13 protein-coding genes, 1 tRNA gene and 1 pseudogene are annotated in these 12,407 nt (G+C 55.2%); 4 read left to right on the top strand and 11 right to left on the bottom strand.

All coding sequences use genetic code 11. From position 1 onward, the window contains the following. The first annotated feature begins 131 nt into the window (after nt 1–131). Complete coding sequence (locus HMPREF2565_RS13810; RefSeq protein WP_118779515.1) at nt 132–413, top strand: MFS transporter; 282 nt, start codon at nt 132–134, stop codon at nt 411–413. Between the two features lie 481 nt (nt 414–894). After that, a complete protein-coding gene (locus HMPREF2565_RS12545; protein ID WP_071407495.1) occupies nt 895–1,128 on the top strand; it encodes a hypothetical protein in 234 nt (77 codons plus the stop codon). A 155-nt stretch (nt 1,129–1,283) separates the two neighbouring features. On the opposite strand, the gene HMPREF2565_RS12540 is transcribed toward HMPREF2565_RS12545, so the two are convergent. From HMPREF2565_RS12540 to HMPREF2565_RS12520, 5 genes are read right to left on the bottom strand one after another with little or no spacing between them, the layout of a single operon-like run. Continuing rightward, the gene (locus HMPREF2565_RS12540) at nt 1,284–3,056 is read right to left on the bottom strand and encodes an ABC transporter ATP-binding protein (protein ID WP_071407494.1); all 1,773 of its coding nucleotides are present in this window, start codon (nt 3,054–3,056) and stop codon (nt 1,284–1,286) included. After that, nucleotides 3,049–4,797: an ABC transporter ATP-binding protein gene (locus tag HMPREF2565_RS12535; RefSeq protein ID WP_070701540.1), complete on the bottom strand. Its 1,749-nt coding sequence runs from the start codon at nt 4,795–4,797 to the stop codon at nt 3,049–3,051. Before HMPREF2565_RS12535 ends, HMPREF2565_RS12540 begins: the two co-directional genes overlap by 8 nt. A gap of 7 nt (nt 4,798–4,804) precedes the next feature. Then, on the bottom strand, nt 4,805–6,274 hold the full coding sequence (locus HMPREF2565_RS12530; protein WP_070708088.1) for an ABC transporter ATP-binding protein: 1,470 nt from the start codon (nt 6,272–6,274) through the stop codon (nt 4,805–4,807). Continuing rightward, on the bottom strand, nt 6,271–6,996 hold the full coding sequence (locus tag HMPREF2565_RS12525; RefSeq protein ID WP_071407493.1) for an energy-coupling factor transporter transmembrane component T family protein: 726 nt from the start codon (nt 6,994–6,996) through the stop codon (nt 6,271–6,273). Before HMPREF2565_RS12525 ends, HMPREF2565_RS12530 begins: the two co-directional genes overlap by 4 nt. Beyond that, nucleotides 6,993–7,628: an MptD family putative ECF transporter S component gene (locus tag HMPREF2565_RS12520; protein WP_071407492.1), complete on the bottom strand. Its 636-nt coding sequence runs from the start codon at nt 7,626–7,628 to the stop codon at nt 6,993–6,995. The genes HMPREF2565_RS12525 and HMPREF2565_RS12520 overlap by 4 nt, the downstream gene beginning before the upstream one ends. A 140-nt stretch (nt 7,629–7,768) precedes the next feature. Between HMPREF2565_RS12520 and HMPREF2565_RS13570 the strand changes: the two are divergent. Beyond that, a pseudogene (locus HMPREF2565_RS13570) lies at nt 7,769–8,045 on the top strand (IS481 family transposase); the annotation flags it as partial. A gap of 21 nt (nt 8,046–8,066) precedes the next feature. Here HMPREF2565_RS13570 and HMPREF2565_RS12510 read toward each other — a convergent pair. From HMPREF2565_RS12510 to HMPREF2565_RS12490, 5 genes are all read right to left on the bottom strand, one after another. Further along, nucleotides 8,067–8,139, bottom strand: a tRNA-Arg gene (locus HMPREF2565_RS12510). Nucleotides 8,140–8,210: 71 nt separating this feature from the next. Beyond that, on the bottom strand, nt 8,211–8,489 hold the full coding sequence (locus tag HMPREF2565_RS12505) for a glutaredoxin domain-containing protein (protein ID WP_049155191.1): 279 nt from the start codon (nt 8,487–8,489) through the stop codon (nt 8,211–8,213). Then, nucleotides 8,489–9,034 carry a dihydrofolate reductase gene (locus HMPREF2565_RS12500; protein WP_071407491.1) on the bottom strand — a complete coding sequence of 182 codons (546 nt, stop codon included), beginning with the start codon at nt 9,032–9,034 and terminating at the stop codon, nt 8,489–8,491. Before HMPREF2565_RS12500 ends, HMPREF2565_RS12505 begins: the two co-directional genes overlap by 1 nt. Beyond that, the gene (locus HMPREF2565_RS12495) at nt 9,034–9,858 is read right to left on the bottom strand and encodes a thymidylate synthase (protein ID WP_049155187.1); all 825 of its coding nucleotides are present in this window, start codon (nt 9,856–9,858) and stop codon (nt 9,034–9,036) included. The genes HMPREF2565_RS12500 and HMPREF2565_RS12495 overlap by 1 nt, the downstream gene beginning before the upstream one ends. A gap of 67 nt (nt 9,859–9,925) precedes the next feature. After that, the gene (locus HMPREF2565_RS12490) at nt 9,926–10,801 is read right to left on the bottom strand and encodes an NAD-dependent epimerase/dehydratase family protein (RefSeq protein WP_071407490.1); all 876 of its coding nucleotides are present in this window, start codon (nt 10,799–10,801) and stop codon (nt 9,926–9,928) included. A 104-nt stretch (nt 10,802–10,905) separates the two neighbouring features. On the opposite strand from HMPREF2565_RS12490, the gene HMPREF2565_RS12485 reads away from it, so the two are divergent. Next, nucleotides 10,906–11,574: a TetR/AcrR family transcriptional regulator gene (locus tag HMPREF2565_RS12485; RefSeq protein ID WP_071407489.1), complete on the top strand. Its 669-nt coding sequence runs from the start codon at nt 10,906–10,908 to the stop codon at nt 11,572–11,574. Between the two features lie 41 nt (nt 11,575–11,615). Here HMPREF2565_RS12485 and HMPREF2565_RS12480 read toward each other — a convergent pair whose 3' ends face one another. Next, a complete protein-coding gene (locus HMPREF2565_RS12480) occupies nt 11,616–12,374 on the bottom strand; it encodes a 3'(2'),5'-bisphosphate nucleotidase CysQ (protein WP_186312204.1) in 759 nt (252 codons plus the stop codon). Nucleotides 12,375–12,407: the final 33 nt, after the last annotated feature.

Genomic DNA, 12,407 nt, shown 5'->3' with positions numbered 1-12,407 from the left:
CACCGCTACCATTTCAGTCTTCTGAACATCTGGAGTTAAAGTGCCCCAGGTTTTGTCCTATCTACTCAGTCGGGACAAAACAGGGACACTTCAATCATCACTGACCTGCAGCTCAACCTGACGCAGGCGCAGTGGGTCAACAGCCTCTATGCGGTGCTACTGGCGGAGCTGCTCTGCGACGGGGCAAGATTGCGGATACCTGGGGACGCAAGCGCGCCTTCCTCACCGGCCTGACAATATTCGTGGCAGGCAGCGTATTGGCGGGATTTCCTACCTCGACCGCCACGTGGATCTCCGCGCGCGCAGTACAGGCAATCGGTGCTGCGTTCATCATGCCTTCCACGCTTTCCACGGGTAAACCGTATTCCGCGGCAAATACCGCGCAACAGCCTTTGGTGTGTGGGGCGCGGTAATTTCCGGTGCGGCAGCGGTCGGACCCTTGCCGGTGGTGCACTGACGGAATGGGTGTCCTAGTATTCGCGATTATCGAGGGCCCGACCTAGGCTGGTGGGAGCCCCAATCCTCATTCAGCTTCTTTGGCTGGACCTGGTTCGAAAACGCGGCTATTTCACCGGTTCCGCTAGGGCTCGCGATCTCGGCCGTGGGCTTCGCGCTTTTTATCAGGTCGGAAGAGCACCGCGAGCGGGGTCACCGCTCGGTGCTGTTGTATCTTGAATTGTTTTCTTATTCCACGTTCTCGTGGGGCAATATCACCGCTGGTGCGGTAGCAATCGGCGAGTTTGCCATCATCTTCGTGTTGCTGCTGTACCTGATTAATACGTTGGACCTCTGCACGACGTGGTCTGGCCTGGTGCTGGCAGCCATGGCAATCGGTGCATTCTTCTCCGTTGCATCAGCCCTCATGTCGCGGCACGGTACGGGGCGTCTGGCACCGTGCTCATTGGGCTCGGCTTGGAAGCCGTCGGCGTCCTTAGCTTCGTCCTGCTTATGGGGCCGGATACGAATGGTTGGATCATCGCCGCGCCGCTGACCCTGTACGGCTTGGGCCTGGGGTTCGCCTCCGCGCAGCTGACCGGCACGATGCTGTGGGATATTCCCGTCGATGACTCCGGGCAAGCCTCCGCAACGCAAACCACCGTGCGCCTGGGGCAGTGGTGTGGGCCTTAAGCGAAGGCATGGCCAACGCCGCGCAGTGGTCGCTCGTAGCCGCTACTGCATTCTTCGCTTCGAGCTTTGTCGGTGCACTTAGGGTGCTCCGTGCTGCGGGGGAGAGGGGGAGAGAAGGGTGTCCCCCGCAAACAATGCCGATCTCGGTGCCCGCGTTAATCGCGTCCCGAACTGATTTTCCACCCGCGTGCTGCTTTGCGTTGCTGCCAGAAGTGACGGTAGATACCGGGGACATCGGAAAGCTCAGAATGCGTGCCTAGCTGGCTGACTTGCCCGTGTTCATCCAAGACTACGATTTGATCAGCAGATTTGATTGTATCCAGCTTATGGGCGATGACAATAAAAGTAGATTGCTCCCGTAGCTCGTCCATCGCAGCAAGAATGTTTGCCTCATTTTCTGCATCGAGCGCGGAGGTAGCCTCATCAAAGAGTACAATCGGCGCTTGCTTGAGAAGCGCGCGAGCTACAGATACGCGCTGGCGTTCACCACCGGATAGAAGCCGCCCGCCTTCACCAACAGGAGTATGCCACCCTAGGCGGTTGGCAATAGAAGTCACGCCTGAAAGATCAGCTGCGCGGAAGACTTCCTCATCGGAGGCGTCGGGACGACCAACGCGGATATTAGCGATTAACGAGTCGTCGAAGAGGTAAACGTCCTGAAAGACCATGGACAGCCTGGACATTAACTGTTCGGTTCCAAGCTCGCGGATATCTACGCCGTCAACCATCACCGCCCCGGAATCTACATCCCAGAATCGCGAAATAAGGCGCGCAATTGTGGTCTTTCCGGAGCCAGAAGGACCGACAATGGCGGTAACGGTGCCTGGTCGAGCATGGAAAGTGACATCTACCAATACTGGTTTATCGCCGTATCCAAACGTGACATTAAGCAGCTCTACATTTCCCGAACCATCGCCTAGGCGCGGAGTAGTGGGTTCTGGCAGGGAAGGAGCATCGGTGATGAGCTCAGTTTCTGCGAGCGCGATACGGCCGGCATCTAAACCGACGAAAGAAGAACCCAGCTGCTCAAGCGTGCGGGTAAACCTCAAGCTGATTCCGATGATCGCAATTGTTTCTAGTGGCGATAGGGCGCCTTCAACGGCAAGATCCGCGGAGACCATAATGAGAGCCACAATGAAGATCTGCACTACTATGCCGTTGAGTAGCAAAGCTAATGTGGATACCCATAGCTCGCGTATTCGTGCTTTATGGTCGATTTCTAGCGCTTGCTCTAGTGGCGCAAAAACTTGTGATTGTCCTGCCGCGCGCAGGGCTGGTTGACGGTTAGCAAATTCTACGATGCGCTGGGAGAGCTCTTTACTCGGCCCCAGTGCGCGGTTCGATGCTTTCTCACGAATCCATGCAGCCAACTGCATCACCACGAGCGCCAATGGTGCGATGATAAGAAGGACCAAGCCCAGCTTCGGGTTCCAGAAACACGCTCCTACTAACAAGGTGACAAGTGCCGCGCTATCGCGGTATATCGTTCCTTGAATATGCGCAATGGTCTCGGCCGCCACCATAAAGCGATCTGAAACGAGGCGAGATAGGCCGCCGGTATTAGCCGGTACGAACCAGCCGAGCGGTAGCGTTGCTAATTTATCGCCCACAGTCGTGTGCGCGGCTCGGATGAAATCCAAGGCCGTGTGGTAAGAGGCCATGGTTGCGAAAAATCGTAGCGCAAAAGCTACGAGCGCAATTGCCAAAAGCGTCCACATCCATGGTGCGATCGTCGTATCCCCATCGAGTGCCTTTGTAAGTGGCACGAGCGTGAGAACGGCGAGGCCATCAAGCACGCCAACGATAAGCGATAGACAAGCATACCTTTTATTGAGCTTATGGCCTACAGGACTTTGCAGCTTTTTGACACTGCGAGTGAGTAGCGGATCACGAAGACGCGAACTAGCAGGCGTAGTGGCATTAGACATGAGAATTATCCTTCATAGGCTTGAGGCAGATTATTTGGTCTGCTCCTTGGATGGACTCCGGCTTGTGGGCGATGACTAAGACGGTCTTGCCTCTGACGAGTGTGGCTAGAGCTGCTTGAATTTCTGCTTCGCAGTCAGGATCAGTTGCCGCAGTAGCTTCATCCAGGATCAAGATTGGGGCATTGGTAATAATTGCCCGGGCAATAGAAATGCGTTGCTGTTGTCCACCGGATAAAGAGGTGTCCTCACCAACAACGGTGTCGAGCCCAGCCGGTAAAGCGCGAATATCAGCAGCTATGTGCGCAGCCTCTGCGGCTTGCCAGATCTCTTCATCGCGGGCTTCTGGGCGTGCAAGGCGAATGTTTTCCCGAATACTCATACGCAGTAAGTGAGGGTCTTGTAAGACGAAAGCCACAATGCGGTACAAACTGTCGAAAGTGAGATCACGGATATCCACGTTGTTGATAGTGATTGTGCCCGAATCTGGATCCTGGAAACGCGCCAGCATCGTTGCTGCTGTGGATTTGCCAGACCCGGAGGGGCCAATCAATGCCGTGACAGTGCCTGCATTTAGTTGCGCAGAAAAGTCTTGGAGGACTGGTGTGTCTGGGGCGTAGCTAAAGCTGACCTTATGGAACTCCACCTCCATGTCTTGACTACTGGCATCGAGGCTCTTTTGGCCTTCTTTCACATGGGAAATTGTCATGACTTCATCAAGGCGCAACGCCGCATTGCCAGCGAGCTGGTAAGACCACATCATTTGGCCGACGGTTTGAATCGTGCCCGGGAGCACCAGCGCAATTAACGTTGTTGCGATGACTTCAGCGACCGTGACATAGCCACCAGCTATCAGCAGGGAACCGACTCCTAGATTGATAAGGATGAGTACAGGAACCGCCACCACAGACTCTGAGATTGCGGAAACACGCAGAAGCGGACGTAGCCACTCGTAATAGAATTCCGCGAATTTTTGGGCAGCTTCGCGATATCGAGCGTGGGCTTTGCCAACGGTGCCGAAAGCCTTGACGACGGAAATACCTTCGGAGAACTCCACCGCAGTCGCAGAGACCTCACCCAGATAATTATCCAGTTCCGCAGTTTTTGTGCCCATATCTTTCATTGAATATGCTTGGATTGCTAGGAAAATGGGCACAGTGGCAATAGAAAGTAGACCAAGGCGCCAATCCAAGATAAAGGCATAAACCAGAAGCGCGAGGGGCGTAAAGATCGCGGCGACCTTCTCTACAGGAGCGTGGGCTGTCAGGGTGTGCAGAGTTAACGTATCGTCCTCGACGGCTTTGCGGACTTTGCCGGAATTAGTCTGGCTAAACCACGAGAGTGGTGCTTTCGCAATAGCGGTAATAATTCGGCGCCGGTTAATCCCCACCAGCTTTGCATCAGCGAAGTGGGTGATTACAAGGGCAAGGAAATAGAAGAATAGCTGGCCCAAAAATGCAGCAAGTAGCCATTTCACAATGGACGCGACGTCATCAGTATTGCCGTCGATTAGAGCATTTCCCAGTGCCACCAACGCGACGTAGGGTGCTACGGCGAGTACCGAGGATATAAGCGCGAGAAACTGTGCGAAGTAGATGGTTGTTTGCACTGGGGCCAGTAGTTTTTTTAGAGCGACCTGGCCGGCTTTTTGTTTTGCGCGAGCCTCTTCTTCCGGTGACGCACCGTGTGATTCTGGTGCGTGGGTTCCGCTTGATTCTGTGGAACTTTGTTTTAGTTCAGACATTTCTTTCTCAATTCTTGTTGATGTCAGTCATATCGATGATTCTGGTGACTGATTCTTGGATGAATTCGTGGTCATGGGTGATGACGATGACCACTGCTCCGCTTGCTGCAAGAGATCGAAGGAGCGCAGAGATGGATTGCAGTTGGCGCCAGCCCACGCCAGAGGTAGGTTCATCGAAGATGTAGATCGCTGCTTGCTTGGCTTGGGCTGAAGCTATGGCTAAGCGTTGCCGTTGCCCACCGGACAGAGACTGCGGATGCCGTTGGGCCATTCCTGCCAGATCGAGGCGATGGAGAATCTCATTGACATCGATGTGGTCCCGCTTCTTCTTTGCCAGTCCGAGCGTGACTTCTTCTTCGGTGGTGGCTGCGAATAATTGGCGGCCAACATCTTGCATCACCATATACGCGGCACGTCTGCGGGCAGCCGCTCCTACTCGTTTGCTGTTCAAACGGAGACTACCGCCGCGTTTGGGAGAAGCAAGACCACAAATGATCCTGGCGAGGGTGGTTTTTCCAGCGCCGTTGGGCCCGATTAAGGCGGTGACTTCGCCGCTGGGGAAAAATGCGTGGTCAATGTTTAATACCTCATGTGCGCCATAAGAAAAACAGATGTTGCTTAGCTCGAGTCCGCTCCGCTGGGGATCGGCGTTTTCGAGCGTGGGTGGTACCGGCACGCTCGCGGGCAGGGGAACATGGTGTAAGCTGCGTAGCCCCAATTGTTTGCGTTCGGGTTCGTCTAAGGCATAAAACTCCTGAGCGCGGAAACTCCGCGTTATTTTTCCCTGAGTCAAGTAAATAACTTGGTCAGCGATATCTTTTAAGAAAAAGAGACGGTGATCAGCGATAATGATCGTTGTGCCTAATTCCTTCAAGCGGTGTAGCACGCGTGCAAGAATATCGATGCTTTCCATAGAGAGATTGGACGTGGGTTCATCGAGAAGCACGAGACTGCCCGGGGACACAAGCGCGCATGCGCATGCCACGGTTTGTAACTGCCCACCGGATAATTCTTTGAATCGCCGGCCCCGAAGATCCTTAATGCCTAGTAGCTCGACCGCTGATTGAATCCTCGACTCAATTTCTTTGGGATCTACACCAAGGTTTTCTAGCCCGAAGGCCAATTCTGCATTGACGCTTTCAGTGAAAAATTGTGTCCTTGGATTCTGGAATACTGAGGCGCTGAACTCGATGGCTCGGGACAGCGGTTCTTCCGCAGGGGTAAAAGCCTGGTCATCCTTTATAATAGTGATGGTGCCTAGTAGCTCTCCTGGATTGAAATGGGGGATGAGTCCGTTGATCAACTTGAGTACCGTGGACTTTCCCGATCCGGAATCACCGGTAATCAGTAGACACTGTCCTGGAGAGACAGAAAAAGACACATCAGATACACCTTGAATGCCTGGCCGAGCGCCCAATGGATATGTAAAAGAAACGTTGTGGGCGTCTACACTGGTTGCGATACTGCGTTCGTTCATAAGTGGACCTCCGTGGGAAGCCAGACAGAGGCAACAACGAGGCCCAACCCAGCTAGTGCAGTTGCATCGACAAGCTTGAAGGAAAGATCGGCGGTGGTGGTTGGGCGTGCGGGTCCTCCCAATCCCCGGACAAGAGCAGAGGCAGCGAGCTCATCACCAGCGCGGACGACGGCACCTAATAAGGGGATGATCAACATCGCGGACGATTGTGTGGGCTGTGTGATCCAGCTTTTTACTCCAGGCTGGAGACCCCGAAGGACCATGGCATCGCGGATGGCTTTGGCTTCTGCCACGATGATCGGCAAAACGCGCAGGAATACCGCCGGTGGAATGGTGACCCAGCCTGGTAAACGCAGGTCCCGCAGTGCTGAGGTCAACGTGGATGGTGTGAGAGTGAGCAAGCCGAATGCGCCGATGGACATGCTGATGACAAAACGGCTTAGCCACGAAAAAATTGCCGCTGAAAAAGCGAAAAATGTGGAGCCAGGAAGCTGTAATAGGCCCCAATACCCTAGATAGGATAATGCAAAAGCGAACAGACATATAAGACCATAGTGTGGCTTTACTGTAGCTAGTGCGATGGAGCTGAAGGCGATAGAAATCAGCAGTGTCGGTAGGTGGCCGTGGCTGAGAGCTACCGCATTGATTACTAGAACAGAAAGCAGCACGGTCCGTGGATCGATCGAAAATCGACGAAGCACGCCCTGTTTTTGCAGGCTCACAGGAGACCAGCGCTTTCAAAGTGTTTGCGGCTGACGCGAACTCCGACCTTTCCTCCGATAAAGCCGACGATGAGCGCACAAATGGCCAGTACTCCAATGGTCCATGGCTGGAAGATATCCGACATAGCATCGGCATATTCTTGACCCATTTGGTCTGCGATATCGACGTAGTAGGAGTCCGTATCCAGAATTAGCGGGAGAAAAGGCAAAGAAATCCAGACGCAGAAGACGCCGTAGGCAATAGGGAAGGACTTGGCAATACTGAGGTGGCTTTTTGTAATAATCAAATCCGCGATAAACCCAAGAATTATGCTTCCTAGCAAGGTCCAGAAGTAGTGTCCGGTGAGCATGAATGCTAATCCGTTAATACCACCGACGAGGGTGAAAGCACCCATTTTGGGCGTGCGGGCGGCATAAAGCGCTAGCACGATTCCGTTTGCGATTGCCGCGATGAACCATCCAATAAACATGAATTGTGGTCCTGCGAATCCAATCATTCCGCTTACAAAGGTGATTACAAAGTAAAGTGCAGCAAAGATGCCAGCGTTGATGAGATCTCTGGTGTTTAAACGTGCCGTCGACCCACTGGATGAGCTTGCACTCCGTGCGGGCGTAGAGGACTGTTGGGTCATAGTAAACCTCGATTTATGAACAGCAGGAAAGGTAAGGCTTACCTAAGTTAGGTAATACTGTTTATAAAACATTTCAAGTTTTGATCTGAAGATTCACCCTTAATGGGGGTGAATGCAGATAAGTAGACATCAAACCAGACCACGACTACCGACTAAGTACCGACAAAATCGGCACCAACGGCAAGACAACCCTGCGATGGGGAGGCAAACTACGCCGCCTCTACATCGGACGCAGATGGGGCGGGGAACCAATCACCATGGTCTGCATCGACAACCACGTCGACGTCAAAATAGCCATCACTGGGGCACAAATCGCCGCCTACACACTCACCGAAGAAAAGATCTACTACAACTAGAAAGACAACGAACTCAACCCCAGTCGGGGCAACTAAAAATCTCGAGACACCGACCGGAACGATGTCTCGAGACTTCACAGCGTGCCCCAGAGAAGATTCGAACTTCCGACACCGGCTTTAGGAGAGCCGTGCTCTATCCCCTGAGCTACTGGGGCGGGGGTGCGTTGCGCACCTAAGTAAGATTAGCAGCCCTGCTTTAGGCGGCGGTAAATGCGTCGCCTTGGGTCTACTCGCCGGCCAGCTCCGCGTACTTGGCGCGAACCTCGCTGGCGGAAGGGTTGGTGGCGTGAGTGCCGTCGGAGTAGAGGACGGTTGGAACGATGCGATTGCCGTCGTTGACGGATTCAATCCAGGCGTTGATGTCGTCGGTGTTCTCACCTTCGACATCGACGAGCTCATATGGGGTTTCGGTGCGGTCCAGGTTTTTGATCAGCTTTACACAGAACGGGCACCAGTCAGCGAAGAAGATGGTGACGTGCTCAGTGGTTTCGGGGGTAGTTGCCATTATGCAGCAGCCTTTCTGTCGTAGGTGAGGAATCGGTATTTCATGGGCAGCTCGCTCGGGGGCTGGCCGGGAATGGTGAGGTGGCCTGATTTGGAGGTCAGCCAGTCACTATCGGCAGATAGGCTGAATTCTTCCGGAACGCTCGGGGCGAGTACGGCATCTGCGCCGTAGGCATCGCCGACTTGTACACCCATGAGGGTGAGCTCGATTGTATCCACGCGGTCGAGGGCGGAGCTATAAAGTTGGCCACCGCCGATGATCCAGGCGTCGTCAAGCGTGGCGTCAAGTGCGGCGTTGAGGTTGTCCACCACGGTGGCGCCCGCAGACCACTCGTCGGGCTCGCGGCTGGACAGCACGATGTTCTCCCGGCCCGGCAGCGGGCGGAACTTGGGGTTGAGGGATTCCCATGTCTTGCGGCCCATGATGACGGGCGCGCCCATGGTCACTTCCTTGAAGTGCTTGAGATCCTCCGGCACGTGCCAGGGCATGACCACGCCGTCACCAATGATGCCGTCAAGGGACTGGGCCCAGATTGCGCCCAGCATTAAACGGACACCTGCGCCTTGATGGTGGGGTGAGGGTCGTAGCCGATGACCTCAAAATCATCGAAGTCATAGGAGAACATGTCCTGCGCCTTGTGGAGCTTGAGCTGCGGGTATGCACGGGGCTCGCGAGAAAGCTGCTCCTTGACCTGTTCGATGTGGTCGTTGTAGATGTGGCAATCGCCGCCGGTCCAGATGAGCTCGCCCACCTTCAGGCCTGCTTGCTGTGCAAACATGTGGGTCAGCGCGGCATAGGAGGCCAAGTTGAAAGGAACGCCCAAGAACATGTCCGCGGAGCGTTGGTAGACCTGCATGGAGAGTGCACCGTCAGCGACGTAGAGCTGGAACAGCAGGTGGCAGGGCATGAGCGCCATCTTGTCCAGCTCAGAGACATTCCACGCGGAGACCAGGTTGCGGCGGGAATCCGGGTTGTTCTTGAGCGTGTCCAGGGCGGCCTGAATTTGGTCGATGTGCTGGCCATCCGGCGTGGGCCAGGAGCGCCATTGGACGCCGTAGACAGGGCCCAACTCACCGTCCTCATCGGCCCACTCGTTCCAGATGCGGACCTTGTTCTCCTGCAGCCACGTCACGTTGGATTCGCCGCGCAAGAACCACAGCAGCTCACCAATCACGCCGTGGAAGTAGACCTTCTTGGTGGTCAGCAGGGGAAAAGACTCCGCCAAGTTATAACGAAGTTGGGCACCGAACAGGGAGAGGGTACCGGTACCAGTGCGGTCGCCTTTGGGAGCGCCTTCTTCCAGGACGCGGCGCAGGAGGTCCTCATATGGTGTTGTGAGGGCTGAAGAAGCGGTGGGAGTGTCACTCATGATGTCCAAGTGTAGAACGTTGGAGAAATCTTAGGTAGAGCGGTAGGGGTACTGGTGATGAGATTTGTTATTTCGACAGCTGGGCTTGATAAATAACCTCTAGAGCCTCGTCGGTTGGGGTCGCCTGCCATGAGGACGTGGCGCCGGTAAGAATTGAGGGACGGTCCCACAGGTATCTCATTTCTTGTAGGCCTCGCAGGTCCGTGCTGACAATGCCACCTAGCTTCAGCATCCATGGGCGAATCGTGATGGGGGAGTGTTGGCATCCGGCGCGTCGAGCAAATTCAGCTTGGGTGAGCGCGGGCGCGCAAGGCGTGGAAACTATAGGGGGTGTCGATTCGTTCAGTAGTGCGTCAGCTAGCGCACGGGCGAAATCGGGAAGGTACGTGACCGAGTGTTTAGCGTGTGCGTTAAAAAGAGCAAGGGGACGCTTCTTCCCAATGATGAGCTGATGGTAAACGCATCCGGGGCCGGCATCGGGTCCGTACAGATCGGCCGCGATTACCGAGGTAGTGCGCGAGGGAGAGGCTAAGCGGTTCTCGATTAGGGTCGCTCGAACACCGGGTTTGCCATTGTGGGATCGGGTTCGGGGCGTGTCAGGCGAAATTACCTCGTAAGTCTGGTCGAACCCATACATCGATTCGGGAAAGACAACGGGGATGCCCCGTTGGGCGGCTACCTCTAGCACGGTTTCTTCAGCTGGAATGAGCAGGTCGCGCCACTTTTGTGCGTCGTATGGGGCATGGATGCAGTGGGCAATTCCGTCGATCTTTTCTGGGTACGCGTCACTGTGTGTTGCATCGCCTTTCTTGAACTGCACGTTCCTACTGGCGGCGAAATGGGGCTGCCGTCGCGTCATGATTGTGCATGTGTGCCCTCTTTTAGCGAGTTCGCGTGAAAGTGATCGGCCCACGGGGCCTGCCCCGGTGATGAGAAAATGCATTAGGTGACCTCTGCTCTAAATAGTGACTAGTGCTCTCTAATTCTATAATTGCAGTTACTCAGATTCAAGAGCAGTGCTCTCTTTCTTGTTGATATAGTTTCTATATGTCAATGACCCCAAGAGCGCGTGCTCGCGAACAGACGATGTTGCGCATTGTTGAGGTAGGGCGGGAGCAGCTTGATAAAGGCGGCCCAGAAGCCTTGAATCTTCGTGCAATTGCACGTGATTTGGGGATAGTTTCTTCGGGTATCTACCGCTATGTGCCCGACAGGGCCCACCTATTAACGATGCTGATCGTTGATGCGTTTGAAGCACTTGATGATGCCGTCGCGCGAGGAATCGGTGAGGCTACCGAGACGCGGGACAGATTCCTGCGCCTTGTGTTTGCTATGAGGGCGTGGGCCTTGGAGTTTCCTCAAAGGTGGGCGCTTATTTATGGCACACCCATCATTGGATACGAAGCGCCTGCTTCAGAGACAACGGGCGCGGGTACGAAAGTTAGTAGGCGTCTGGCCGAGTTGTTAACTGAGGCCTCGGTTGAACAGTTAGAACCGCGTTCCTCTCAGTTCTCGCGCGACCTTGCCGCAGCCGCTGATGAGCTTGATGTAGAACTTTCCGCTGACGTCATGGAAAAGGCGCTTGAAGCGTGGATAAGTATTATTGGCGTAATAAATGCCGAGGTATTTGGATACCTCGGCAAAGACACGCTGCATGACCACCACGAGTTAAATGCTCGAATGGTCTCTCGTCTTGCAGATGAGTTGGGGATTTAACCTAGCTGTGCTGCATAGAAGGGTAACGCAGCACGAGAAACCTAGTAACCGCCGTTGGCCTCCGCGTAGGCGGCGGCGTGTTCCAGAATCTCGTCTGCTAGCTCCGGGCGGCAAATCAACAGATCCGGGATGAAGGTGTCCTCGTTATTGAACTTGATGGGGGAGCCGTCCAAGCGCGAGCAGTGCAGACCCGCGGCCAGGGCCACACCCACCGGGGCGGCCTGGTCCCACTCGTACTGGCCACCGGCGTGGATATAGGCGTCATAGTCACCCAAGAGCACATGGATGGCCTTCGCGCCCGCGGAGCCCGCGCCGACAGTTTCAAAGCCCATCTTCTCAGCGACATAACCCGCTACCTTCGGCGGGCGGTTGCGGGAGACCACGAACTTCTTCGACAGCGGACCCGTCACTGCGCGCACATCGGAGGACTTAAAGGTCACGCCCATGTCCGGCATTCCGACGGCCGCGTGGATCGGGGTGCCGTTTTCCACCAGCGCGATGTGGACGGCCCAATCCTGGCGGCCGGTGGCGAACTCCTTGGTGCCGTCGAGCGGGTCTATGATCCAGACGCGGTCCTTCTTCAAACGGCTCAGGTCATCGGCGGCTTCCTCCGACAGGACGCCGTCCTGCGGGCGGTGCTGCTCAAGGACGCGGGCGATCCATTCCTGAGCGGCTTCATCGCCGGCATCACCCAGCGCCAAGCCGCGCAGCAGGCCACCGTTGCGCACGCCTTTGAGGATCTCGCCACAGCCATCGGCGAGGGAGTTGGTTAGACGGGAATCAGAAATCTCAACGGTCATAGTGACCAGATTAGCGCGCGCGATACAGTAGGG

It is taken from the genome of Corynebacterium sp. HMSC072A04, assembly GCF_001809235.1.
Lineage (GTDB): Bacteria > Actinomycetota > Actinomycetes > Mycobacteriales > Mycobacteriaceae > Corynebacterium > Corynebacterium hiratae.
This window is presented reverse-complemented; position numbering and strand designations above follow the sequence as displayed.